Annotated in this window: 21 protein-coding genes; 8 read left to right on the plus strand and 13 right to left on the minus strand. The window is 69.4% G+C overall.

The window, feature by feature from the left end:
• Window positions 1–1170, minus strand: coding sequence for a hypothetical protein (locus OMP39_RS05150; RefSeq protein ID WP_264893723.1), 1170 nt, complete (start codon window positions 1168–1170; stop codon window positions 1–3).
• Window positions 1171–1397: 227 nt separating this feature from the next.
• Between OMP39_RS05150 and ypfJ the strand changes: the two genes are divergently transcribed.
• On the plus strand, window positions 1398–2273 hold the full coding sequence (gene ypfJ, locus OMP39_RS05155) for a KPN_02809 family neutral zinc metallopeptidase (protein ID WP_264893724.1): 876 nt from the start codon (window positions 1398–1400) through the stop codon (window positions 2271–2273).
• Between the two features lie 99 nt (window positions 2274–2372).
• On the plus strand, window positions 2373–2738 hold the full coding sequence (locus OMP39_RS05160) for a DUF1801 domain-containing protein (RefSeq protein WP_264893725.1): 366 nt from the start codon (window positions 2373–2375) through the stop codon (window positions 2736–2738).
• A gap of 22 nt (window positions 2739–2760) precedes the next feature.
• Here the strand turns inward: OMP39_RS05160 and OMP39_RS05165 are convergent, their stop codons facing one another.
• The 4 genes from OMP39_RS05165 to OMP39_RS05180 all read right to left on the minus strand — a co-directional run bounded on the left by OMP39_RS05165 (window position 2761) and on the right by OMP39_RS05180 (window position 6710).
• Complete coding sequence (locus OMP39_RS05165; RefSeq protein WP_264893726.1) at window positions 2761–3039, minus strand: hypothetical protein; 279 nt, start codon at window positions 3037–3039, stop codon at window positions 2761–2763.
• 95 nt (window positions 3040–3134) lie between these two features.
• On the minus strand, window positions 3135–5555 hold the full coding sequence (locus tag OMP39_RS05170; protein ID WP_264893727.1) for a putative bifunctional diguanylate cyclase/phosphodiesterase: 2421 nt from the start codon (window positions 5553–5555) through the stop codon (window positions 3135–3137).
• A 151-nt stretch (window positions 5556–5706) separates the two neighbouring features.
• Complete coding sequence (locus OMP39_RS05175) at window positions 5707–5931, minus strand: glycine zipper 2TM domain-containing protein (RefSeq protein WP_264893728.1); 225 nt, start codon at window positions 5929–5931, stop codon at window positions 5707–5709.
• A gap of 191 nt (window positions 5932–6122) precedes the next feature.
• A complete protein-coding gene (locus OMP39_RS05180) occupies window positions 6123–6710 on the minus strand; it encodes an NAD(P)H-dependent oxidoreductase (RefSeq protein WP_264894444.1) in 588 nt (195 codons plus the stop codon).
• Window positions 6711–6920: 210 nt separating this feature from the next.
• Between OMP39_RS05180 and OMP39_RS05185 the strand changes: the two genes are divergently transcribed.
• Complete coding sequence (locus tag OMP39_RS05185) at window positions 6921–7271, plus strand: hypothetical protein (RefSeq protein ID WP_264893729.1); 351 nt, start codon at window positions 6921–6923, stop codon at window positions 7269–7271.
• Window positions 7272–7396: 125 nt separating this feature from the next.
• Window positions 7397–8893, plus strand: a complete 1497-nt coding sequence (locus OMP39_RS05190; protein ID WP_264893730.1) for an MFS transporter — start codon at window positions 7397–7399, stop codon at window positions 8891–8893.
• Between the two features lie 41 nt (window positions 8894–8934).
• Here OMP39_RS05190 and OMP39_RS05195 read toward each other — a convergent pair whose 3' ends face one another.
• The 4 genes from OMP39_RS05195 to OMP39_RS05210 all read right to left on the minus strand — a co-directional run bounded on the left by OMP39_RS05195 (window position 8935) and on the right by OMP39_RS05210 (window position 14039).
• Window positions 8935–10302 carry a N,N-dimethylformamidase beta subunit family domain-containing protein gene (locus tag OMP39_RS05195; protein ID WP_264893731.1) on the minus strand — a complete coding sequence of 456 codons (1368 nt, stop codon included), beginning with the start codon at window positions 10300–10302 and terminating at the stop codon, window positions 8935–8937.
• Window positions 10299–12014: a carbamoyltransferase family protein gene (locus tag OMP39_RS05200; protein ID WP_264893732.1), complete on the minus strand. Its 1716-nt coding sequence runs from the start codon at window positions 12012–12014 to the stop codon at window positions 10299–10301. Before OMP39_RS05200 ends, OMP39_RS05195 begins: the two co-directional genes overlap by 4 nt.
• Window positions 12015–12137: 123 nt before the next feature.
• Window positions 12138–13124 (minus strand): Bug family tripartite tricarboxylate transporter substrate binding protein, encoded by a 987-nt coding sequence (locus OMP39_RS05205; RefSeq protein ID WP_264893733.1) that lies wholly within the window; start codon window positions 13122–13124, stop codon window positions 12138–12140.
• Between the two features lie 42 nt (window positions 13125–13166).
• Window positions 13167–14039, minus strand: a complete 873-nt coding sequence (locus OMP39_RS05210; protein ID WP_264893734.1) for a fumarylacetoacetate hydrolase family protein — start codon at window positions 14037–14039, stop codon at window positions 13167–13169.
• A 177-nt stretch (window positions 14040–14216) separates the two neighbouring features.
• Here OMP39_RS05210 and OMP39_RS05215 point away from each other — a divergent pair, with 177 nt between their 5' ends.
• Window positions 14217–14885 (plus strand): FadR/GntR family transcriptional regulator, encoded by a 669-nt coding sequence (locus tag OMP39_RS05215; protein WP_264893735.1) that lies wholly within the window; start codon window positions 14217–14219, stop codon window positions 14883–14885.
• A 16-nt stretch (window positions 14886–14901) separates the two neighbouring features.
• On the opposite strand, the gene OMP39_RS05220 is transcribed toward OMP39_RS05215, so the two are convergent.
• The gene (locus OMP39_RS05220; protein ID WP_264893736.1) at window positions 14902–16959 is read right to left on the minus strand and encodes a glutamine--tRNA ligase; all 2058 of its coding nucleotides are present in this window, start codon (window positions 16957–16959) and stop codon (window positions 14902–14904) included.
• Window positions 16960–17263: 304 nt separating this feature from the next.
• Between OMP39_RS05220 and OMP39_RS05225 the strand changes: the two genes are divergently transcribed.
• Complete coding sequence (locus tag OMP39_RS05225; protein WP_264893737.1) at window positions 17264–17632, plus strand: hypothetical protein; 369 nt, start codon at window positions 17264–17266, stop codon at window positions 17630–17632.
• A 137-nt stretch (window positions 17633–17769) separates the two neighbouring features.
• Here OMP39_RS05225 and OMP39_RS05230 read toward each other — a convergent pair whose 3' ends face one another.
• The 3 genes from OMP39_RS05230 to OMP39_RS05240 all read right to left on the minus strand — a co-directional run bounded on the left by OMP39_RS05230 (window position 17770) and on the right by OMP39_RS05240 (window position 21126).
• Window positions 17770–18909 (minus strand): branched-chain amino acid ABC transporter substrate-binding protein, encoded by a 1140-nt coding sequence (locus OMP39_RS05230; protein ID WP_264893738.1) that lies wholly within the window; start codon window positions 18907–18909, stop codon window positions 17770–17772.
• 230 nt (window positions 18910–19139) lie between these two features.
• Window positions 19140–19481, minus strand: coding sequence for a DMT family transporter (locus OMP39_RS05235; protein ID WP_264893739.1), 342 nt, complete (start codon window positions 19479–19481; stop codon window positions 19140–19142).
• Window positions 19482–19581: 100 nt separating this feature from the next.
• Window positions 19582–21126: a helicase HerA-like C-terminal domain-containing protein gene (locus OMP39_RS05240; RefSeq protein WP_264893740.1), complete on the minus strand. Its 1545-nt coding sequence runs from the start codon at window positions 21124–21126 to the stop codon at window positions 19582–19584.
• Between the two features lie 112 nt (window positions 21127–21238).
• On the opposite strand from OMP39_RS05240, the gene OMP39_RS05245 reads away from it, so the two are divergent.
• Together OMP39_RS05245 and purD are read left to right on the plus strand one after the other, a co-directional pair.
• Window positions 21239–21964 (plus strand): YebC/PmpR family DNA-binding transcriptional regulator, encoded by a 726-nt coding sequence (locus OMP39_RS05245; protein ID WP_264893741.1) that lies wholly within the window; start codon window positions 21239–21241, stop codon window positions 21962–21964.
• Window positions 21965–22027: 63 nt separating this feature from the next.
• Complete coding sequence (gene purD / locus OMP39_RS05250; RefSeq protein ID WP_264893742.1) at window positions 22028–23308, plus strand: phosphoribosylamine--glycine ligase; 1281 nt, start codon at window positions 22028–22030, stop codon at window positions 23306–23308.
• Window positions 23309–23321 lie beyond the last annotated feature (13 nt).

The raw sequence follows: 23321 nt of genomic DNA on the forward strand, positions 1-23321 counted from the left end.
TCAGTAGTTGACGACCTTGCGGGCGAGTTCGGTGCCGGGTGTCCAGCGGTAGCCCGCCGAGACCGCCTGCGAGGGCGAGCCTTGCGAGTTGAGCTGCTGCCGGTAGGCGAGGGTGGCTTCGCTCTCCGCACCGTCCGTCGTGAACTGCGGGCCGATCGCCCGGTAGCCCACCTCGCGCTCCAGCACCTCGCGCACGAAGGCGCGCTGGCTCTTGAACGGCATCATGGGCTCGACTTCGGTGAGGATCTGCGAGGCGTCGCGGCGCTCGATGTCCTCGAAGAGCCTCGCCACCAGGTGCAGGTGGCCCAGCTCGTAGTCGAGGAAGCGCTCCCACAGCGCCTTGACGCGCGGGTTGCTCTCCTGGTCCAGGCAGGCGTGATAGACGTACACCTCGGTGGCCTCGTGGATCAGCCATTTCTCGAGGAAGCTCTCGTGGGGGTCCTCCAGCGAGCCGTACTGGGTGACGTGCTGCTCTTCGATGGAGGCGATCTCCGCGTAGAGCTCGCGAGCGACCGGGTCGGCGAAGAGCGGCCCGATGTTCATGTAGTAGTCGTGCGTCTGGTATTCGGCCGCGGTGATGAGCGCTGCGTGGATCTTGCTCAGCAAGGCCGCGGTCGTCCGGTCGTAGGGCGTCCGGACATCGTCCACGGGGGCGCGGTGCTCGAGGAGCGTCGGCCGTCCCGGCAGGATGTCGGTATAGCCTTGCAGGATGTTGTTCGCATCCTTGCCCTCCAGCCGGTCCAGCAGGGCCGAGTAGCGATAGAGGTGGTCGAAGTCCTCCAGCAGGCCGAAGCGGTAGGCCTGTGCGAGGTAGGGATCGGGCTCGTTCTGCGCGACGGCCGCCGTCACCTCGATGGCGACCTGCTCGTAGGCGATGGTCGTCTCGATGGGCGAGTGGTCGGCGCCCAGCAGCCAGTTGATGACGGTGGCCTGGTGCTGTTCGACGCGTCGCACCTCGGCCAGCGGCACGCGCAGCTCGCCGTTGAAGCGAGCGATCAGGTGCTTGAGGCGCAGGGCGTCGAGCTCCAGTCCGTTGAGCAGGATGACGCGCACGCGGGTGAACGCGTCGTCGTCGAGCTTGCTGATGGGCTTGGGATTGAGGTCTTTCCACGTGAAGCGCTGCTGATCGAGAGGGCAGCCCTTCGAGTCGAAGAAGTTGATGCGGGCCATGGGGGTTTCCTCGTGGGACGGTTGCACCCGCACCCCGGTGGGAGCGGGCTCCCCGAAAGGCCAGCAAGGGGTATTCCCTCGCCGCTCGGGCGGGGCTCGGCATCAGGGGCTGTGCATGAGGGGCTCCGCAGCGACGGGGAGGGGCGCTCTGGCCGCCCCTTGCTTCCATGGGCCGGGCATTCGCCGTGCTACGCAGACATGGGAACGAGTGCCACTGGGAGGCCCCGATGCGTTGGCAAGGCCGCCGCGAAAGCGAGAACGTGGAGGACCGCCGATCCGCCGGCGTACCGGGCCTGGGGGGCCTGCGGCTCGGGGGCGGGCTGGGCATCGGCGGCGTGCTGGTGGCGCTGGTGCTCAGCTGGCTGCTCGGCATCAACCCGCTGACCTTGCTCGGCATGATGGAGGCGACGGGGCCGGCGCCCGATTCGCGCTCCGTGCCGGCGCAAAGCCTGCCGGCCGACGACTCGATGGGGCGGTTCGTCGCCGTCGTGCTGGCCGACACCGAGGACGTGTGGAACCAGCTCTTCTCGCGCGCCGGGGCCGACTACCGGGAGCCGCGCCTCGTGCTCTTTCGAGGGGCGACTGCCACGGCCTGCGGGCGGGGGCAGGCGGCCATGGGGCCGTTCTATTGCCCGGCCGACGAGCGGGTGTACATCGACCTGGAGTTCTTCGACACCCTGCGGCAGCGCCTGGGCGCGCCGGGCGACTTCGCGCAGGCTTATGTGATTGCGCACGAGGTGGGTCACCACGTCCAGCGCCTGCTCGGCATCACCGACCAGGTGGAGTCCATGCGCGGGCGTGTGAGCGAGGCCCAGTTCAACGCCTTGTCCGTGCGGCTCGAGCTGCAGGCCGACTGCTTCGCGGGCGTGTGGGCCCACCACGCCGAGCGCAGCAAGCAGGTGCTGGAGCACGGCGATCTGGACGAGGCGCTGCGTGCGGCCGCTCAGATCGGCGACGACACCTTGCAGCGGCGAACGCAAGGGCAGGTGGTGCCGGAGAGCTTCACCCACGGCACCAGTGCCCAGCGGGCCCGGTGGTTCCGCCGGGGCTGGGAAGGCGGCAGCGTCCAAGCGTGCAACACATTCGAGGCCCGGGAGCTCTGAGCCGACGTCCGACGGCTGGACGCCGATCGACGGGCCTCGACAAACCCTTCGCAGGAGAGGCCGGTCCGCGTCACAATCGGGGCAAGGAACGCACGACCGATGAGATCCCCGGTGAGACCGGCCGCGCTGGTGGCCGCCTACTTCGACGCCCTCCTGCCGGAGCAGCGGCTGACCGCCCAGTCTCTGCAGCGGGCCGTGCTGGAGGCCGCGCCTGAGCTGGAGCAGTCCGTCAAGTGGGGCAATCTGGTGTTCGGTCTGCGCGGGCAGAACCTCATGGCCATCGTCACGCACAAGGGCCATGCCAATCTGCAGTTCTTCCAAGGGGCTGGGCTGGCCGCGCGCTTCCCTCAGTTGGAAGGCGGGGGCAAGGGGTTGCGCCATCTGAAGTGCCGCTATCGCCAGCCGATCGACGAGCCGCTCATCAAGGCGCTGGTGCGGGCGGCCGTGGAAGACGCCGCGGCTTGAGCGCCGGCCGGGCCGAGGCCCTTCAGCGGTCGGCGCGCGCGAGGGCGTCCAGCCAGTCGCAGCGCAGGCGGTGGCGCTCGTGCATGCGCGCTCGCCAGCTCACGTAGAGCTCCGGCGCGAGCGAGCACAGCAGACACAGCGGCATCAGGTGCCAGGGGGCGAGCAGCAGGGCCGCCGGCACCCCCACCCAGCCCAGTACCCATGCGGTCAAGACGGCGTCGTACACCCGGTACTCGACGGGGTGGTCGTCCCGATGCACGACGTGCCACCGCTTGAGGGCTTGCATCTGGTGCAGATTCATGGCGACTCCCTGGCCGGCCCCACGCCCACGATGCGCAAATCGTAAGCTTCGCGTCAGTTCTGTCAAGCGGAGCAGGGCCGCGCCGGCGGGCGTCCTCACGCCAGCGCGGGGCCCGTCAGGCGCTCTCGCATCCAGGCCACGAAGCGATCGCCCGGCAGCGCCTCCGCGGCCAGGAAGCCCTGGTACTCGTCGCAGCCGTGGACTTCCAGGAAGGCGCGCTGGGCCTCGTTCTCGACGCCCTCGGCGGTCACCCGGTGCCCCATGCTGCGCGCCACCTGGATGATCGATTGCGCGATTGCTGCGGAGCCCGCCGAGCCGGGCAGTTCGAGCACGAAGGAGCGATCGATCTTGACCTTGTCGATCGGCAGTTCCTTGAGGTGGCGCAGCGAGAAGTAGCCGGTGCCGAAGTCGTCGACCGCCAGCTGCACGCCCCATTGCTTGAGCCGCTGCAGCTTGCGCTGCACTTCCGGGAGGTCGTCCATCAGCATGCGCTCGCTGAGCTCGAGCTCCAACAGGTGGCCCGGCACGTCTTCCTGCCGCAGGCTGCGCTCGATGGTGGCGAGCAGGTTGCTGGCGTGGAACTGGACGTTCGAGAGGTTCACCGCGACGGGGAAGGGGCGGCCGAGCAGGGCCGTCCAGCGCCGCGCCTGTCGCAAGGCCTCGGTCAGCACCCACTGTCCGAGCGGCAGCATCAGCCGCTGGTTCTCGATGGCGGGCAGGAACTCGCCGGGCAGCATCAGCCCGCGTTGGGGGTGGCGCCACCGCAGGAGTGCCTCGGCGCCGACGGGGCGGCCGTCGGTGAGCCGCACCTGGGGCTGGTACATCAGCTCGAATTCGCCGCGCTCCAGGGCCTGGGACAACTCGCCTTCGAGCAGCAGCGCCTCGTAGGCGGCGTCGGCGCGCGCCGGGTCGAAGAACTGGAAGTTGGCGCGACCGCGGGCCTTGGCGAGGTACAACGCCTGGTCGGCGTGGCGCACCAGGTCGCCGGGCGTCTCGGCATCGTCGGGAAAGAGGGCGATGCCGATGGAGGGTGTCACCGACAGCATCCGTCGCTCGACTTCGATCGGCACCTCCACAGCGGCGAGGAGCTTGCGGGCCACGTCCTCCACGTCGTCGCGGCGGCGCGCGTTGCTGAGCAGCGCCAGGAACTCGTCGCCGCCGAAGCGGGCGACGCGGTCGCTGGAGCGCAGGCTGCCGGCCAGGCGGCCCGCCACCGACTGCAGGAGCTTGTCCCCCACGAGGTGGCCCAGCGAATCGTTGACCCGCTTGAAGTTGTCCAGGTCGATGAAGAGCAGGGCCAGTCGCTCGTCGTTGTTGCGTGCGACGGCCAGCCGGTGCTCGAGGTCCTCCATGAAGGCCAGCCGGTTCGGCAGGCCGGTCAGCACGTCGTGGTGGGCCAGGTGCCGGATGCGCCGCTGGGCGGCGTGCCGGTCGCGGATGTCGCGCACGATGGACATGCGCAGGCGCTCGCCGTTGCGCACCATCGTGCGGCCGATGAACTCCACCGGGATGCGCTCGCCGCTCCTGTGGATGATCTCGCTCTCGTAGGTGGCGTCCTGCCCGGTGGCCTGGAGGTGGGCCACCTTCGCGCGGTGTTCGGGGGAGATGAAGTCCAGCGTATGGCGGCCGAGCAGTTCCTCGCGCGAGTAGCCGACGAGTTCACACACCGGAGGATTGACGTCGGTGATATAGCCGTCCTGGTGGAACACCACCCCTTCTGCGCTGGCCTGCATGAACTTCGCCAGCCGCTCCTCGGACTCGCGCACGGCCTGCTCGGCCAGGCGGTGGCGGGTGATGTCGATGATCAGCACGAAGGCCGCGATGGCTTGGCCTTGGGCATCGAAGTGCGGACGCAGCGAGACCTCGATCCACTGCGTGCGGCCGTCGGGCAGCGAGCGCTTGCGCACGTAGGACACCGGCTGGCGGTCGCGCACCACCTTCTGCACGTGCGGATCGATCTCCTGCGCGGCGTCCTCGCCGATCACCTCGGCGAAGGTGCGTCCGACGATGCTGCGCTCGTCCCAGCCGAAGGTCTGGGCGTATTGCTTGTTCGCGAACAGGCAGGTGTAGTCGTGCGCCGAGTAGTACGCGATCAGCGCGGGCACGTTGTCGGCCGTCATGCGCAGCAACTCGGCCTGGGCCCGGGCCTCCAGCTCGGCGGTCTTGCCGCTCGTGACATCGTGGAAGAGGCACACGTGATGCGCCCTGCCCGGGTGCCAGTAGCCCGTACATTCGAGCCAGCGCGCCCCGGCGTCGGGCCACTGCCATCGCAGGCAGACGCTGAAGTCCTGGCGGCGCGCCAGGTGGTCGAGAAGCTCGTCGCGCGAGCCGGGTTCCAGCCCGTCGAGCCAGCCGCCATCACCCTCGCGGCAGCCCGCGGCGTCGCGGAAGGCATCGCTTACGTAGACAGGGGTCCCGTCCGTGCCGGCGGCCACCACCAAGCCGGGCACCATTTCCCACCATGCCGTCTCGTTGGGCTGTGTGTGTGTGACAGCCTGCTTGCGGCCCCCATCCATCGCCGACCCCTCGCTGCCCTTGCAGGCGCTCTTTGTCCCATGATAGGCCGAGCGACGGGCCTTGCGCTGTCGAAAATCGGCAACAAACACACGCAGGGGCGCCGGTTCGGGCGCCCCTGCGTGCCAGCGCGTGATAGGGGTCGGCCGGTGCTCAGCGGTCCTTCTTGCCCGTCTGGTTGCCGATGATGCCGCCCACGGCCGCGCCGCCGATGGTGCCCGCGGTACTGCCGCCGGTGAGCACCGAGCCGGCCACGCCACCGGCGGCCGCGCCAATGGCGGTGTTGCGGTCGCGCTCCGACATGTTGGCACAGCCGCTCACGGCGGCTGCCAGCACCAGCGCCGAGGCCAGGGTGCCAAGGGTACGAACGCTTCTCATCTCTTCACTCCATCCGTCAGGGGGTGGGGCCGCACGCTGCGGCTCCATGACGGCAAGCGTAGGGCGTCGCGGCGGCCCCGTCCGTCGGCCGCAAGCCGCCGGGCGTGTCGGCCTGGGCCTACAGGCCCCGGGAGTGCCGCACTGGCGTGCCGCCCTGGCCGAGCCCCACGCCGCACGGCACAGGCAGGTCTTCACATCGCCGCGCGGCCGAGGCTGCGCAGCTTGGAGAACCAGCGGCGACGCGCGGCCTCGTCGAGCTGCTCGACCTCGCCGACCAGCGTCTCGTGCACCGGCGCGATGCCGACGAAGCCCAGGATGTTGCGCTCCAGCGACCGCACGCTGTGTGCGCGGAAGTACCAGCGATAGACGAGCGCCGGCATCCCCATCGTGACCACGACGCGCGCCGAGCGCCCCTTGAGCAGCTTGGCGCCCAGGCCGCCCTCGCCACGCCCCACGGCGAAGCCCGGCCGCGCCACCTGTTCCAGGAAGCCCTTCAGCAAGGCGGGCATGTCGCCCAGCCACAGCGGGAAGAACAGCACCAGGTGCTCGGCCCAGGCGATGTCCTGCTGGGCCGACTGCAGGCCCGGCGGGGCGGTCCCGGACTCCCACTCCGCCTTGGTGCGCAGCAGCGGGAAGTCGAGGCGGGCCACGTCGATCCGGCGCACCTCGTGCCCGGCGTCCGCCGCGCCTTGCGCGTAGGCATGGGCCAGGCTGTGGCAGAGGCGGTGCGGGTCGGGGTCGGGATGGCCCTGGATCAGGAGGATGCGGGTCACGGCCAGTCGGAAGAGGGCAAGGGCGATGGTCTTCGATGGTGGTGGCCGCCGGCCCAGCGCCATTGAGGAATCGCAAGCAGGCAGCCTCCCGCGCGGCGCAGGAGCTGGCAGCCCGCGCTCGGCCGGCGGGCCTTGATTGCCGTGCCTTCGACCCCATTTCCGGGGCAAGTGTCCACGCAGCCGGCACCCGGGCCGGCGATTGACGGTATTCGGAACATGAACGCCACCCACACCACCACGCAAGTCGTTCGGGTACCGGGGCGTTTGGTGCCCCTGGCCACGCTCGCCCGCCTGCTGGAGCGGCTGGATCACAGCCAGGAGCCGGTCGACGCCGACCAGTACCTGGCCGTCGTGCGGCGCTTGCAGCAGTTGTTGCAGGACACGCGCGCCGACGACGCCCTCCACGCGGTGCTCGAGGCCTTTCCGTCGGCGGCGCAGGTGTACGAGAACCTGCAGTACCGACATGCCGGCCTGTGCCGCAGTCCGCTGGAGCGCTCGCTGCGCAGCGAGCTGGCGGCGCGACAGGTGATCGAACGCGTCTCTGGCGGCGAGCCCGCCGCCGGGTGAACGTGGTCGGGTGAGCGCGGTCGGACCCGCGCCATCGCCGGGGTTGCCGCTGCGTGCCTGAGCCCTGACGCTTGCGCAACCACCACGGCCAGTGCGCCGGGAACCGGGCTTGCTGTGGGCGCGGCATGCGATTGAGTCCCGACGAGCACGTCACGGCCGACGCCCTGGAGCACGGCAAACGGTTCCTCGTTCGTGATGCGGCGTGGGCGAGCCTGGCCGGCTCGCTGCAAGGCGGGGTCGTTCTGGTGGGCTTCGCCCTCGCGCTGGGCGCCGGGCCCATGCAGATCGGCCTGCTGGCCGCCATTCCATTGATGGCTCAGGCGCTGCAGCTGCCCGCCATCGCGCTCGTCGAGCGGCTGCAGCAGCGCCGCAAGATCGCCGTCGTGGCCGTCACGGCGGCGCGCGTGCTCATCTTGTCGATGGCCCTCCTGCCCTGGGTGGCCGACCACGCCAACCGCCTGCACCTGCTCATCGCGATGCAGTTCTGCATCTCCGCGCTCGGCTCGGTGTGCGCCTGCGCGCTCAATTCCTGGCTGCACCAGCTCCTGCCCCGCGACGGGCTGGGCGCCTTCTTCGCCAAACGCCTGTTCTGGTCCACCAGCATCGCGTGCGTCGGCACGCTGGCGGCCGGCCAGTTGATCGATCGTTGGCCCTTCGAGCCGGCGCTGTACGCCTACTCGGCGTCCTTCGCTGCCGCGGCCTTGGCGGGCTTCATGAGCTCCTGGGCGCTCGCCCGGGTGCCGGAGCCGCGCATGGTGAGCCATCCGCACGGCACGGTGTTCTCGCGCCTGGGGCAGCCGCTCACCGATGCCAACTTCCGCAACTTCCTCGTGTTCATGGCGTCGTGGAACGTGGCTTCGAACTTCGCCGGGCCCTTCCTCACGGTGTACTTGATGAAGCACCTGGGACTGAGCCTCGGAACGGTGACCACGCTGTGGGTGGCGAGCCAGGTGGCCAACGCGCTGACGCTGTATCTCTGGGGCCGGCTGTCGGACCGCCTCAGCAACAAGGCCATCCTTTCGGTGGCGTTGCCTGCATGGTTCACCTGCGTGCTGGCCCTCGTGTTCGTCGCCGAGCCGCAGCCGCACCGCTTCACGCTGCCCATGCTCTATCTCATCCACGTCGTCATGGGCACGGCCTCCGGAGGGATCGGCCTGGCCAACGGCAACATCGGGCTCAAGCTGGCGCCGCAAGGGCAGGGCACGGCCTATCTGGCGGCCATCAGCCTGGTCGGTTCGCTGGTGGGCGGCACGGCGCCGCTGCTGGCCGGGGCCGTGGCCGAGTGGCTGCAGCACTCACAGCTCTCGCTCGCTTTCCATTGGGCCTCGGCGTATGCCGAGGGTGACGTGTCGGTGTTCACCTTGACGCACTGGGAGTTCCTGTTCGCCATCTCGGCCGCGCTCGGGCTGTATGTGCTGCACCGTCTGTCGAAGGTGGCCGAGGGGCATGACATCAGCGAGCGCGTGGTGGTGCAGCAGTTCGCGCTCGAGGCGATGCGCAGCGTCAATCACCTGTCCACCGTCGGGGGCATGCTGGGCAATCTGTTCACGTTCGGCCGTCTGTTCGACCGCAGGCTCTATTCCCGCTCCGCCTGGCGCGACCAGCCGGGACGGCCGACGTGACACCCGGCGTGACGGCCTGCCTTGCGGGCCGCTGGGGCGCGTCAGGGGGCGTGCGCGAGCCGGCGAATGATGTTGCGCGTGACGACGGGCACGACGGGGTCGCTGCCATTGGCGAGGACCTGGGCCCAGTCGGTCGTGCCTGCGGTGAACACCCATCCCTTGCCCTTGCGGTGCAGGCCCATGGTGGCGGTGTGCAACCCTTCCCAGGCGGCGTGCCGCTCGCGATGAGGCAGCTCCTGCCAGCGGGGGCCAAGCGGGGCGGCGGCCAGCACTTCCAGCTGCGGCGGCGTGCCGCATTCCGCGGCCCACGGTGCCAGGCGCACGCGTGAGCAGCCGGCATCCGCCCATTCCAGCGCGGCGCCGTCGCATTCGTAGCCCACGAGCGGCGGCGTGCTCGCCTCGCCGAAGCGCGCGCCGAGCGTCAGCCCCGTCCCTTCGAAGACCCAATGGCCGGGCTGCTGCACGATGTAGCCGTGCGCCTCGCGGGGCCCGTCCCACCAGCCGCCGCCGTGCCGGTAGCTCACCCCGGCCAGACCGTCCTCCGGCCGCCCCGCGCCCGAGGCGGGCCACCAGTGGTCGAAGGCGCCCCTCGGCCCGCCTTGGTGGCACACCATCGCGCGGTCGCCCTCCACCAGGTGAATGCGCCACCAGCACAGGTTGGCCGCGAAGAAGGCCGCACGGCCACCGGCCGCGACGAAGACCTCCACATGGTCGCGCATCGCCTCGCTCCAGTACTCGTCGTGCCCCACGCTCACCATCAGCCGGTGGCGGGGCAGCAGGTCGGGCTCGCGGTGCACGTCCAGGTCGGTGCAGAACTCCACCTCGTGGCCTTCGGCCGCCAGCCACCGGATGAAGGGGGCGTCCCAGTGCGCGAAGGTCTGCCGCGGCGAGCCGGGGTCGTAGTGGTCCGGGGCGCCGAAGGTGATGCCTCCGATGCCGCCGCCTGGGCGCTGCAAGCTCAGACGCGCCCCCGGGCGCGCCGGGTCGGCCGAGCGGGGCGGGCGATCGTAGAAGCAGCCGCCGCCCGTCCAGTTGTAGGCCTGGTAGGTGGCGATCGGCAGCTTGTACACGAGGGGGCTGCGGCCCGGCCCTCGCACCACGAAGAGCGCGGCGGCACGGTCCATCGCGGCAGCCAAGGGCTGAGGATCGGGCTCCTGCAGGTGGGCGACGTACACACCGGGCGGCCAGGTGCGCCGGATGGCGAACTCGTATGCCGGCCAGCCCCAGTCGGCCTCGGGGCGGCCTTCCGGGGCGGCGAGGCCGTCCATCCAGCCGCTGGTGTGCACGTGCTCGAAACCGTGCCACCACCGGTGGAACGCCACGCAAAAACGCGGCGCGTCGGTGGACACGTGCAACACCAGCGTGCCGCCTGCGTGCACGCTGGGCCACGCGGGGTAGCCGCGGATCACGCCCGGTGCTCGTCGGCGACCGGCCCCACCGCCTCGGGCTCGACCTTCTTGCGCACCAGATAGGGCGGCATCGCCAGCGCGTGCATCGGCGTTCGGCGGAACGATTCCACCGCCTGCGCGGGCGTCTCGACGATCGGCTCCTCCTTGCGGTTGAACGAGGTGTTCATCAGCACCGGCACGCCGGTGCGGGCGTGGAAGGTCTCGAGCACCCGGCGCAAGAAGGCGTCGTCGTCCGGCCCCACCGTCTGCAGCCGAGCGGTGCAGTCCACGTGCGTGACGGCCGGAATCAGCGAGGCCGCCTCGCGGTGCACGGGGGCCGCGAACTGCATGAAAGGCGAGGGCCGGCGCATGTCGAAGAACTTGTCCGCATGCTCAAGCAGCACGATCGGCGCGAGCGGGCGGAACCACTCGCGCTGCTTCACGCGCGCGTTGATCCAGTCGCGAACCTCGTCGCGGCGGGGGTCGGCGAGGATGGTGCGATGCCCGAGCGCCCGCGGGCCGAATTCGCTGCGCCCCTGGTACAGCGCGACCACCTTCGTCTGCACGAGCAGGTCCACGATGGCCACCGCCAGATCGTCGGGCTTTTCAACGACCAGGTCGTCCGCGCCTTCCAACGCGGCCTCGATGTCTGCCATGCGCGGCTCGGGGCCGAGGTAGTCCTGGCGCCAACGCCATTCGCACCGCTGCCCCAGAAGCGCGGTGAGCCCGTACACCGCGCAGCCGATCGAGGTGCCCGCATCGCTCGGGGCCGGGGGGATGAACACCCGCTCGAAGGGCGTGCGGCGCAGCAGCAGGTCATTGGCCGAGCAGTTGAGCCCGGTGCCCCCGGCAAAGCACAGATGGGGCAGGCCCGTCTGCCGGTGCAGCCAGTGCGCGAGCTCGAGCAATGCCTCCTCGAACGCACGCTGCCCGGCGGCCGCGAGGTTGGCCACGTCTCGGAATTTGGAGCGGTCCTTGGGGTCGTAGCGAAAGCGCGGCCGCACCGCGATGAGGTCGCGCCATGCCGGGGGGATGGCGACCTTGTAGCCGTCCACCTCCAAAGGCGGCAGCCCGAGCGCGTCCGGGTCCCCGTGCGGGGCCAGGCCCATCACCTTGCCCTCGTTGCCCTCGCCGGGAAACATCGCCTGCGTCAACAGGAAATAGAACATGCCCAGGCCCACGGGCGTCGAGCCCTCGCCCTCGTAGAGCTGCTTGCCCAGGCACTCGAAGCGGCCCCGACGGTCCACGCGGTAGAAGGACGACACCTCGCGCCAGTGCCCCGGCACTTCGCCCGCGCCGTCCCAGGGCTCGGTGAGGTCGGACACGGCGCTGCCTTGCCCGTCCACGATCATCACCGCCGCCTCCTCGAAGGGCGAGGGGTGGAACACGCTGTACAGGTGCGCCAGGTGGTGCGAGATGCGCGCGCGCTTGCAGCCGGGGGCCAGGTGCAACACCTCGGCGATCTCCTGCTCGTACTCGTCCAGGCGCTGCACTTCGGCGTCCGAGGAGTAGCACTCCACCAGCGCGTCGATGGGCTGATCCAGCCCCGTCACCACGTCGCGGTACACGTCACGCAGATCGCCGACCTTGCCCCAGTGGTGCTTGCGCCGGGTGATGCGCTCCTTCTGGATGGCGCAGAGCAACCGTGAGCCTTGCATCACGCAGATGCTGCCGTCTTGCGTGCGGTTGATGCCGACGACCACCGGGCCGCCGCGCGGGGCGGGATCGCTCATGGAAGGGCCTCCTTCGGACAGGACGTTGGGCTGGCAGTGCCAGGCAAGCCGAGTGCCCACGAGCCGCGGCCCTGCGCGCCTGCGCCCAGGCCCGCGCCGTGCCCGCCGAGGAAAGCCGCGCCGTCACTCCAGCCGGCCGATGTGCTTGGCGAGGTCTTTCATCTTGACGATGTCCTGCGCCCAGTAGCGCGAGAACTCGTCGGCATCGAGGTAGTCGAGCGGGCTGCCCGTGTTGTGGATGGCCTGTCGGAAGGCGGGGTCCCTGGACAGCCGCTGCATCGCCGCGCGCAGCGTCTCGATCACTTCTGTCGGAGCAGCGGCGGGTGCGAAGAGCCCCGACCACTGTGCATACTGCACGGGGATGCCCCGGTCCCGCAGGCTGGGTACCTCGGGCAGCGAGGTGAGCGGCTTGTCGCCCCAGTGCGCCAGGGCCCGCAGCTTGCCGGCCTTGATGTGCTGCACCACGCTGGCCGGGCCGCTGGCCAGCACGTCCACCTGACCCCCCAACAACGCCGTCACCGCGGGGCCCGCGCCGGTGAAGGGGATGTGCGTCATCTTGATGCCGGTGGCCTTCTCCAGTTGGGCCATGGGCACATGCACGGTGCCGTAGTTGCCCGAGCTGCCGTAGTTGACCTGTCCAGGCCGGCGCTTGGCGTCCGCCAGGAAGTCCTCCAGCGTCTTCCAGGGGGCGTCCGCGCGAATCACCAGCACCGTGGGGTCGGCAGTGATGCGAGCGATGGGCTTGAACTGCTCGGGCTGGAAACTCGGCTTGCGGCCGAGGAGATGGTCGGCCTCCGGCAGCATCGAGATCGACGACAGGCTGAGCAGCAGCGTGTAGCCGTCGGCCGGCGCGCGGGCGGCGGCGCCGATGCCCAATGCGCCGCCGGCCCCGCCCTTGTTCTCGACCACCACGGACTGCTTCAGCTCGCGCCCCAACGCCTCGGCCAGCGGGCGTGCCACGGCGTCGGCCACGCCACCGGGTGGAAAGGGCACGATCAAGGTGACAGGCTTGTCCGGATAGGCCGCCTGGGCGTGCGCGGGCCACACAGAGGCCGCGACCACCAGGGCTGCACCGAGCATGCAGCCGAAGCTGCGACGACAGGGGTTCATGCTTTGTCTCCTCTTTCCTCTTTGTGCGGCAGAGCGTGAGCGTCAGCCGACGAATCGGTTCTCGATCACGCCGACGCCCTCCACCTCGATGCGCACGACGTCCCCCGGGCGCAGAAAGCGCGGCGGGTTCATCCCCAACCCGACCCCGGCCGGCGTGCCGGTGGCGATCACGTCGCCGGGGTAGAGCGTGATCCCCCGGGACACCGTCTCGATCAAGGTCGGGATGTCGAAGATCATCTGCTCGGTCGAGGCATCCTGCCGAAGCTCGCCATTGACCCAGCAACGCACCCGCGTGCGGCGGCCATCCATTTCGTCGGCAGTCACGATCCAAGGCCCCATGGGGCAGAAGGTGTCGAACGACTTGCCCATGTCCCATTGCTGGTGTCGCATCTGCACGTCCCGGGCCGTCACGTCGTTGACCACCGTGTAGCCGAACACGTGGCCCATCGCCTCGGCGCGGGAGATGTTCTTGCCGCCGCGGCCGATCACCACCGCCAGTTCGGCCTCGTAGTCCACCTGCTCGGTGATGCACGTGGGCAGCCGCACGTCGTCGTAGGGGCCGACCACGCATTCGGGAACCTTGGTGAACACGATGGGCCAGGTCTCGGTGGCCCCATCGTTGCCCTTGAACACCGAGGACTGCAACTCCTGGGCATGGGCCCTGTAGCTGCGCCCGACGCACCACAGGTTGCGCCGCGGCAGCGGCAGCGGGGCGAGCAGACGCACCCGGTCCAACTCGACCGGTTCACCGGCCGCGGCGGGCATCGGCGCGCCGGCACTCAGCCGCTCGATGAGGGAAAGGGCTCCGCGGGGAGTGTCCTCGGGCTTCACGTCCAGGGGGGCGACGTGCCGGCCGTCGCCTGCGACGAGGCCCACCTGCACGCGCCCGGCGTGCATGAATGTGGCGATCTTCAAGCTCGCTCCTTTTGATACCAAAAGAACCAATAAGACCAAAGTGTGGTCCAACCCGCGGGTCGGCAACAGGCGGGTTTTCCCTCCATCGGCCCATAGACCTGAAGACTTGACCTACAGCGCTGAAGCCAGAGGGCCGTCTTTTGGTATGATTTGGTATTCTTCTCTTGCCACGCCGCGATGGACACCGGACACAAGCTGCGCCAAGACCTCCTGCACCATCTCGCGTCAGGCCTTTGGCGGCCCGGTCAGCGCCTGCCCACGGAGCGCGAGTTGAGCGAGCGGTATCAAGTGAGCCGCACCACCGTGCGCAGGGTTCTCGCCAGCCTGAAGGAGCGCGGGCTGATCACACAGACGGTCGGCAGCGGCACCTACGTGAGGGGGCCGGGCGCCGGCGCAGCGGATTCGAGCGACGCCGGCACTGCGGCCACTACCAGCCCGGCGGAACTGATGGAGGCGCGGCTCGCCCTCGAACCGGCCATCGTCGAGATGGTCATTCGACACGCCACGCCGGCGGACTTCCAGCGCATGGAGGAATGCTGCGCGTGCGCCGAGGCGGCCGCCACGATGGAGGAATTCGAGGTCTGGGACGCGAAGCTGCACGAGACCATCGCCCAGGCCACGCGCAACAACTTCCTGCGGGAGGTGTTCGACCTCATGAACGAAGTGCGCAGCCAGGACGTCTGGGGCCAGCTCAAGCGGCGCAGCTTGACGGCGGAGCGGCGCGCGGCGTATCAGGCCGAGCATCGGCGCCTCGTCGCGGCCCTCAAGGACCGGGACGCCGCGCTGGCCCGGCAATTGACCCTCGAGCACCTGCTGCACGTGCGGCGCAACCTGCTCGGATACTGACCGGGCCCCGCCGCTCCTATTTGCTCCAACTGTCCTTCAAGCCCGCAATCCGGTTGAACACCGGTTTGCCCGCCGCGTGATCGTGGCGGTCCGTGCCGAAGTAGCCGTGCCGCTCGAACTGGAAGCGCTCTTCGGCTTCGGCCTCGGCCAGTGACGGCTCGACGTACGCTGCCACGACCTTCAGGCTGTCGGGGTTCAGCGCAGCCTTGAAGTCCTTGCCGCCGGCGTCGGGTTGCGGGTCGGTGAACAGGCGCTCGTACAGGCGCACCTCGGCTGGCACGGCGTCGTGCACGCCGACCCAGGTGATGGTGCCCTTGACCTTGACCGCGTCGGCGCCCGGGGTGCCGCTCTTGGTGTCCGGCACCACGGTGGCGAGCACGGACGTCACGTGGCCGGCCTCGTCCTTCTCGCAGCCGGTGCACTCGATCACGTAGCCGTACCTGAGCCGCACCTTGTTGCCCGGGAAGAGGCGGAAGAACCCCTTGGGCGGCGTCTCGGCGAAGTCCTCGCGCTCGATCCAGATCTCGGGGCCGAGGCTGAAGTGGCGCTGGCCGAGTTCGGGTCGTTGGGGGTGGGCCGGGGCGGTGCAGGGCTCGCGGTGGTCGGCGCTGCCGAACACCTGCGCCCAATTGGTGAGCTTGAGCTTGACCGGGTCGAGCACGGCCATCGCACGCGGGGCCTTGCCTTCCAGGTCGTCGCGCAGGGCGATCTCGAGGTTGCTGTAGTCGATCCAGCCGCCGGCCTTGCTGACACCCGTGCGCTCACAGAACAGGCGAATGGCCTCGGGCGTGTAGCCGCGGCGGCGCAGGCCGACGATGGTGGGCATGCGCGGGTCGTCCCAGCCGCTGACGATGCCTTCGTCCACCAGCTGCTTGAGCTTGCGCTTGCTGGTGACGACGTAAGTGAGGTTGAGCCGTGCGAACTCGTACTGGTGCGGCAGGTTGAAGGGCTCGATCCGGTACGCCTCGAGGCTCGAGGCCAGCAGCGGGGTGAACTGGTGCGTCTGCGTCTTGAGCAGGTTGAAGAACTGCGGCAGGTCCCGTAGCACCGCCTCGCGGTCATGCTCCCATTTCATGAAGAGCGCGCGCATCTGCCGCTCGGGCTCGGTGTTGGGGCCGAGCTTGTGCGCGTGGTTGTGGCAGCGCAGCGCGAACTCCTTGCCGGCCTCCAGTCCCTGTTGCTCGATGCGCTCGATCAGTTGTTTGGCACGCTCGAACTGCGGCGCGCGCAGGATGGGCACGATGCGCTCGAGCAGCCAGTCGTAGAAGGGCCGCTGGTCCTCGAATTCCAGGGTGCAGATGCTGTGGGTGATGTTCTCCAGCGCGTCTTCGATCGGGTGCGCGAAGGTGTACATCGGGTAGATGCACCAGGTGTCGCCGGTGTTGTGGTGCGTCGCGTGCTTGATGCGGTAGATGGCCGGGTCGCGCAGGTTGATGTTGGGCGAGGCCATGTCGATCTTGGCCCGCAGCACCATCGCGCCGTCCGCGTGCCGGCCGTCGCGCATCTCGCGAAAGCGCGCCAGGCTCTCCTCCGCGGGGCGGTCGCGGTAGGGGCTGTCGATGCCGGGCTCGGTCAGCGTGCCCCGGTGGGCGCGCATCTGCTCGGGCGTCTGCTCGTCGACGTAGGCGTGGCCCGTCTCGATCAAGTACTCGGCCGCCCGGTACATGAAGTCGAAGTAGTCGCTGGCGTAGTAGAGGTGGCGGGTGCCGTGCGCCTCCCAGCTCCAACCCAGCCACCTCACGGCATCCAGGATGGCATCGACGTACTCCTGCTCTTCCTTCTCGGGGTTGGTATCGTCGAAGCGCATGTGGCACACACCGCCGTACTCTTGCGCCAGGCTGAAGTTGAGCCAGATGCTCTTGGCATGGCCGACGTGCAGGTAGCCGTTGGGCTCGGGCGGAAAGCGCATGCGCACCTTGGCCGGGTCCGGCCCGCCGTGCTCGTGGTGAGTGCCGTCGCCCGGGCTGCCGGCCCAGCGGCGGCCGTCGTAACGGCCTTGGGCCAGGTCGCGCTCGATCACTTGCCGCAGGAAGTTGCTGACTTTGGCTTCGTCTTTGGGGGCGGGTGCCGACATGGCGGTGAGTGTTCTTTGAGGGGAGATGGAGGGATTCGGACGATCGGTCGATTCTAAGAGGGGCGCCAAGACGGGCGACGTTCACCTGCGGCCGCGCGCGCCCGCCCGGCGCCGCCACGCGCAGTCGTGAGAAAAGGTAAAAGAGCCCATGCTGGCGTCATCCGCCCGGGCGCTGGTGCGTTGATCGGGTGGAGGCGCCGTCGGCAGTGCCGGCGGTGCGGTACCGCTTTGCGCCCAGGGCCAGCGATGGCTGGCGCGGGGGCAAAGCAGCACGGCCCGCGACTCGGGCCCGCGAGGAGTCGCCATGATTCGACGTATCTGGTTGGCCGGCGCTGCGCTGGCCTGGGGCGCCCTGAGCGCCATGCCTGCCTGGGCGGGTGACAACATCTACTGGTCCATCGGCGTGCACAGCCCGGGCGTGTCCACCACGGTCTCCAACGCCCGGCCGATCGTGACCTACCCGGCCCCCGCGGTGGTGTATCCCGCCCCGACCGTGGTGTACCCGGGGCCGCCGGTGATGTTCGGGCCCCCGCCCGTGATGTACGCGCCGCGGCCCGTGTACGTACAGCCCGCACCGGTGGTCGTGTACCCGGCCCCGGGTCATTGGCACAAGCACAAGTACAAGCACCGCCACGACGGTTGGCGAGGCCGCCACGGCGGCTGGGACGACTGACGCCCGGGGCTCGCCACGCGTTGGACTCGCCCCGCCCGGGGGCGACGAAACGAACCGGGCGCCGACGAAGCGGCGCCCGTGCGGAGGGAACTCTCGGAAAGGCAGCCTCTTGCGCTCGGCTGCCGGGGTCCGGCGGCTTACCAGGCGTCGGAGCGGGTGAGGGCCTCCCACACGCCACCGCGGGCGGTGTACACGCTCACCACACCGTAGTGCTGCTCGCCGTCCTCGCGGAAGCGCACGTTGTTGGTCACCGGGGCCAGGGCGTCGATGCGCTTGAGCTCGGCAGTGAGCTTTTCGCCGTCCACCGTCTTGGCCCGCTGCATGGCGGCCACCAGCACCCACACCGCGTCGTAGGCATAGTGCGAGCCGTACACCGGGTCGGACTTGAACGCCTCGCGGTAGCGGTCGAGGAACACCTTGCCCTGCAGGAACTCGCGCGGCTCGATGATCGGCGAGGTCGCATACACGCCCTTGATCGGCAGCTCCGCTTTCAGGAGCTTGTCGGTCTTGATGGTGTCGCCGCCGAGGATCTGCACGTGCTTCATGCCGGCGCGGGCAAGCTGGTCGATCAGCGCGAGCACCTGGAAGTCCGCCAGCGTCGTGACGATCACGTCCACCTTGGCCTGTTGCAGTTCGGGGATGAGCGCCGCGAAGTCGGTGGTCTTGTCATCCAGCGACTTGCGCAGCGTCACGTCCTTCTTGAGCTGCTGGATCTGCGCGGCCGCGGCGTCCGCCAGGCCCTTGCCGTAGGGCGTGCTGTCGTCGATGACGGCATAGGAGCTGCCGTTGAGCGAGCGCGCGGCATAGGAGCCCATCGCCTTGGCCTGCAAGGCGTCGTTGGCCACCAGGCGGAAGGTCGTCGGCAGGCCCTGTCGGGTGTACTCGGGCTTCGTCGAGATGGCCAGTTGCGGGATGTGTGCCGCGGCATACAGCGGCGCCGCCGCGATACTCACGCCCGAGTTGAGGTGCCCCACCACTGCGGTGACCTTGGCCTCGATGAGCTGCTGCGCCGCGGCCTTGCCCGCCTCCGGATGGGCCTTGTCATCGGCCGTCACGACCTCCAAGGTGACCTTCTTGCCGTCGATGACGACGCCGCGCTTGTTGAGATCGTTCACCGCCAGTTGCACGCCGTTGACCATGTCGCGGCCCAAGGGAGCGAGCGGGCCGGAGAGCGGTTGCGCAACGCCGATCTTGATCGTGTCGGGGATCGGGTTGCAGGCCGCGATCAGCCCGGCGGCGGCCGCCAGTGCGGCCCGGCTCAGCAGCTTGTAAGTCATGTGTCTCCTCACGAGGATGAAAGTGCGCGCAATCTAGCGGACGTCCGGGGCTGCCGTGTGGCCGAAAGACCAGGCCCGCACCGCACATTCCGCGGAAGAATTCACGCCGCGACGCAGATCGTGAGGAAACGTAGCCGCCCGTCCTGTCGGCGGGCGCACGCCCGGGATGCGGGGGGGCCTAGAGGGCGGGCGCGGCGCGACCGGGGGCGCTTGACTCTCAAGACGGTGACTCAGTCGTGCAGCAGCTTGAGGCCGATGATGCCGCCCACGATCATCGCCACGCACGCGAGCCGGGCGAAGGTGGCGGGCTCGTTGAAGAGCACGATGCCCAGGGCCACCGTGCCCACCGCGCCGATGCCGGTCCACACCGCATAGGCGGTGCCTGCGGGCAAGGGGCGCATCGCGATGCCGAGCAGGTAGAAGCTCGCCCACGCCACGACGATGACGATGGCGGTGGGCAGGGGTTTGCTGAAGCCTTCGGTGTACTTCATGCCGACGGCCCAGACGGTTTCCAACAGGCCGGCCACGATGAGCACCACCCAGGCAGCGGCGGGAGACAGCTTCTCGAACATCGGTTCTCCGAGGGTGTTGAAGGTGGAGCGGGGCGCCCGAGGTCGCCCGGGGGTGGGCTCTCGGGGAGGCGAGGAGACGGCCGGCCGCCGTGGGGGCCGATCAGCGGCGGCGGCTGCCGCCCAGCAGGGTGCCCAGCACGCCGCGGATCAGCTCGCGGCCCACCGCGCTGCCGATGGATCGAGCAGCCGACTTGGCCAGCGCATCGACCACGCCTTCGCGCTTGCCGCCTCGAGGGCCGGTGGAGCCGAAGAGCACGTCGCCCAGGCCCCCGAGCACGCCGCCGGCCTCACCTGCCGCGCCGCCTTTCATGCCGTCCTTGATCGACTCGCTCGCTTCGCGGGCCAGCCGGTCCGCCGAGGCGTTGGCCTCCACCGCGCGGCTCTTGAGCTTCTCGTAGGCCGATTCGCGGTCCACCGCCTTCTCGTACACGCCCGCCACCAGCGAGCCGGCGATGAGGGCGCGGCGCTGCTCGGGCGTGATCGGGCCGATCTGGCTGCCCGGTGGCAGCACGTACACGCGTTGCGTGATGCCCGGTCGGCCCTTGTCGTCGAGGAAGCTGACCAACGCCTCGCCGACGCCCAGCTCGGTGATCGCGGTCGCGACGTCCAGGCCCGGGTTGGCGCGCATCGTCTCGGCGGCGGCCTTGACCGCCTTCTGGTCGCGGGGCGTGAAGGCGCGCAGCGCGTGCTGCACGCGATTGCCCAGTTGACCCAGCACACTGTCGGGCACGTCCAGCGGGTTCTGCGTCACGAAGTACACCCCCACGCCCTTGGATCGCACCAGCCGCACCACCAGTTCGATGCGCTCGATGAGCACCTTGGGCGCCTCGTCGAACAGCAGGTGCGCCTCGTCGAAGAAGAAGACGAGCTTGGGCTTGTCCAGGTCGCCCACCTCGGGCAGCGTTTCGAACAGCTCCGAGAGCATCCACAACAGGAACGTGGCGTACAGGCGCGGCGAGTTCAGCAGCTTGTCGGCCGCCAGCACGTTCACGACCCCCCGGCCGTCCACCGTCTGCATGAAATCGGCGATGTCCAGCATCGGCTCGCCGAAGAACTTGTCGCCGCCTTGGGCCTCGATCTGCAGCAGGCCTCGCTGGATCGCGCCGACGGAAGCCGGGCTGATGTTGCCGTACTCGGTGGTGAACTGGCTGGCGTTGTCGCCGGCGAACTGCAGCATCGCGCGCAGGTCCTTGAGGTCGAGCAGCGCGAGCCCCTGGTCGTCGGCGATCTTGAAGACGAGCGACAGCACGCCCTGCTGGGTCTCGTTGAGGGCGAGCATGCGCCCGAGCAGGAGCGGCCCCATGTCCGAGACGGTGGCGCGCACCGGATGGCCCTGCTCGCCGAACACATCCCACAGCGTCGTCGGGCAGGCCAGCGGCTGCGGTGCCGGCAGCCCGCGTTCTTCCAGGATCTTGGCGACCTTGGGCGGCAGGCTGCCCGGTTGGGAGATGCCGGTGAGGTCGCCTTTGACGTCGGCCATGAACACCGGCACGCCGATGCGAGAGAAGTTCTCGGCCAGCGTTTGCAAAGTGATGGTCTTGCCGGTGCCGGTCGCGCCGGTGATGAGGCCATGCCGGTTGGCAAGGCCGGGCAGCAGGTGGCATTCGATCTCGCCGCGCTTGGCGATCAAGAGGGGCTCGGCCATGAGGGGCTCCGTCACGAGGAGGGGGGTGGACCCCCCGGATAAAATCGCAGTCTATCCAACACGACAACACGACGCCGGGGCTGTGTGCCGCCGGACAAAAGGAGCTCCTCCCATGGCTGGACACTCCAAATGGGCCAACATCCAGCACCGCAAGGGCCGCCAGGATGAGAAGCGCGGCCGCATCTGGACGCGACTGACTCGCGAGATCATCGTGGCCGCCCGCAACGGCGGCGGCGACCCGACGATGAACCCCCGCCTGCGCCTGGCGATCGAGAAGGCCAAGGCCGCCAACATGCCGGCCGACAACATCAAGCGCAACATCGACAAGGCCACCGGCAACCTCGAAGGCGTGCAGTACGAGGAGATCCGCTACGAGGGCTACGGCATCGGCGGTGCGGCGATCATCGTCGACTGCATGACGGACAACCGCGTGCGCACCGTGGCCGAGGTGCGCCATGCGTTCAGCAAACACGGCGGCAACCTGGGCACCGAAGGCTCGGTGGCCTTCCAGTTCAAGCACTGCGGTCAGTTCGTCTTCGCGCCCGGCACCCCGGAAGACAAAGTCATGGAAGTGGCGCTGGAAGCCGGCGCCGAGGACGTGGTGACCGGCGAGGACGGCTCGATCGAGGTGCTGTGCGCCCCGGGCGACTTCGAGCAGGTCAAGAACGCGCTCGAGGCGGCGGGTTTGAAGGCCGAGGTGGCCGAGGTGACCATGCGGCCGGAGAACACGGTCATGCTCTCGGGCGAGGACGCACAGCGCATGCAGAAGCTGTTGGACGTGCTGGAAGACCTGGACGACGTCCAGGAGGTCTATCACAACGCCGAGTTTGCCGACTGATACACGCCGCGGGCGTGGGCCGCAGGGCGCGCCGGGCGTTCCTGCATCGAACTGGGGATCGAATTGAAAGTCTTGGTGATCGGCGGCGGTGGCCGTGAACACGCGCTGGCGTGGAAGCTCGCGCAGTCCGAGCGCGTGCAGCGCGTCTATGTGGCCCCGGGCAACGGGGGCACAGCGCTGGATGCGCGCCTGCAGAACGTCAACCTCTCGCAACCCGAGGCCCTGGCCGACTTCGCCGAGGCCGAGAAGGTCGGCCTCACGGTGGTGGGCCCCGAGGCGCCCCTGGCGGCCGGGGTGGTGGACGTGTTCCGCGCCCGCGGCCTGCGCATCTTCGGCCCGACGAAGGCCGCCGCTCAGCTCGAAAGCTCCAAAGCCTACGCCAAGGACTTCATGCGGCGGCACGGCATCCCGACGGCCGCCTACGAGACCTTCAGCGACGCGCAGGCCGCGCACGCCTATGTCGACCGGCTCGGCGCGCCCATCGTCATCAAGGCCGACGGGCTGGCGGCCGGCAAGGGCGTCGTCGTGGCGATGACCCTGCGGGAAGCCCACGAGGCCGTCGACTGGATGCTGCTCGACAACAAGCTCGGCGTGCAGCACAACGAAGGCGGCGCGCGCGTGGTGATCGAGGAGTTCCTGCAAGGCGAGGAGGCCAGCTTCATCGTGCTGTGCGACGGCAAGCACGTCGTACCCTTGGCCACGAGCCAGGACCACAAGCGCCTGCTCGATGGCGACCAGGGGCCCAACACCGGCGGCATGGGCGCCTATTCGCCCGCGCCGGTGGTCACGCCCAACGTCCATGCACGGGTGATGCAGGAGATCATCCTGCCCACCATCGCCGGCATGGCCAAGGATGGCATTCCGTACACCGGCTTTCTCTACGCCGGGCTGATGATCGACCACGAGGGCCACCCCAAGACGCTGGAGTTCAACTGCCGCATGGGCGACCCGGAGACCCAGCCCATCATGATGCGGCTGAAGTCCGACCTGCTCGACGTGCTGCTGCATGCGACCGACGGCACGCTCGATCAAGTGGAACTGCAATGGGATCGCCGCGTGGCCCTGGGCGTCGTGCTCGCCGCGCACGGCTACCCGCTGCAGCCGCGCAAGGGCGATGCGATCACCGGGCTGCCGGCCGAGGCGCCCGACGCGATGGTCTTCCATGCCGGCACGGTGCTGGACGGCGCGCAACTGCGCACTGCGGGCGGTCGTGTGCTGTGCGTCACCGCACTCGGCGATTCGGTGCGCACGGCCCAGCAGCGCGCGTACCAGTACGCACAAGGCATTCACTTCGAGGGCATGCAGTTGCGCTCGGACATCGGCTACCGCGCCATCAAGCGTTGAAGCGGCCCCGCCC

This window comes from Schlegelella aquatica, assembly GCF_026013905.1.
GTDB lineage: Bacteria > Pseudomonadota > Gammaproteobacteria > Burkholderiales > Burkholderiaceae_C > Caldimonas > Caldimonas aquatica.

Bases quoted from the DNA above. Each gene is read 5' to 3' on its own strand.
- OMP39_RS05170 (WP_264893727.1), bottom strand. From the start codon at position 5,555: ATGGATGGGGGCCGCAAGCAGGCTGTCACACACACACAGCCCAACGAG.
- OMP39_RS05200 (WP_264893732.1), bottom strand. From the start codon at position 12,014: ATGAGCGATCCCGCCCCGCGCGGCGGCCCGGTGGTCGTCGGCATCAAC.
- OMP39_RS05160 (WP_264893725.1), top strand. From the start codon at position 2,373: ATGAGATCCCCGGTGAGACCGGCCGCGCTGGTGGCCGCCTACTTCGAC.
- OMP39_RS05230 (WP_264893738.1), bottom strand. From the start codon at position 18,909: ATGACTTACAAGCTGCTGAGCCGGGCCGCACTGGCGGCCGCCGCCGGG.
- OMP39_RS05225 (WP_264893737.1), top strand. From the start codon at position 17,264: ATGATTCGACGTATCTGGTTGGCCGGCGCTGCGCTGGCCTGGGGCGCC.
- OMP39_RS05175 (WP_264893728.1), bottom strand. From the start codon at position 5,931: ATGAGAAGCGTTCGTACCCTTGGCACCCTGGCCTCGGCGCTGGTGCTG.
- OMP39_RS05215 (WP_264893735.1), top strand. From the start codon at position 14,217: ATGGACACCGGACACAAGCTGCGCCAAGACCTCCTGCACCATCTCGCG.
- OMP39_RS05220 (WP_264893736.1), bottom strand. From the start codon at position 16,959: ATGTCGGCACCCGCCCCCAAAGACGAAGCCAAAGTCAGCAACTTCCTG.
- OMP39_RS05185 (WP_264893729.1), top strand. From the start codon at position 6,921: ATGAACGCCACCCACACCACCACGCAAGTCGTTCGGGTACCGGGGCGT.
- OMP39_RS05190 (WP_264893730.1), top strand. From the start codon at position 7,397: ATGCGATTGAGTCCCGACGAGCACGTCACGGCCGACGCCCTGGAGCAC.
- OMP39_RS05235 (WP_264893739.1), bottom strand. From the start codon at position 19,481: ATGTTCGAGAAGCTGTCTCCCGCCGCTGCCTGGGTGGTGCTCATCGTG.
- OMP39_RS05165 (WP_264893726.1), bottom strand. From the start codon at position 3,039: ATGAATCTGCACCAGATGCAAGCCCTCAAGCGGTGGCACGTCGTGCAT.
- OMP39_RS05245 (WP_264893741.1), top strand. From the start codon at position 21,239: ATGGCTGGACACTCCAAATGGGCCAACATCCAGCACCGCAAGGGCCGC.
- OMP39_RS05150 (WP_264893723.1), bottom strand. From the start codon at position 1,170: ATGGCCCGCATCAACTTCTTCGACTCGAAGGGCTGCCCTCTCGATCAG.
- ypfJ (WP_264893724.1), top strand. From the start codon at position 1,398: ATGCGTTGGCAAGGCCGCCGCGAAAGCGAGAACGTGGAGGACCGCCGA.
- OMP39_RS05205 (WP_264893733.1), bottom strand. From the start codon at position 13,124: ATGAACCCCTGTCGTCGCAGCTTCGGCTGCATGCTCGGTGCAGCCCTG.
- OMP39_RS05240 (WP_264893740.1), bottom strand. From the start codon at position 21,126: ATGGCCGAGCCCCTCTTGATCGCCAAGCGCGGCGAGATCGAATGCCAC.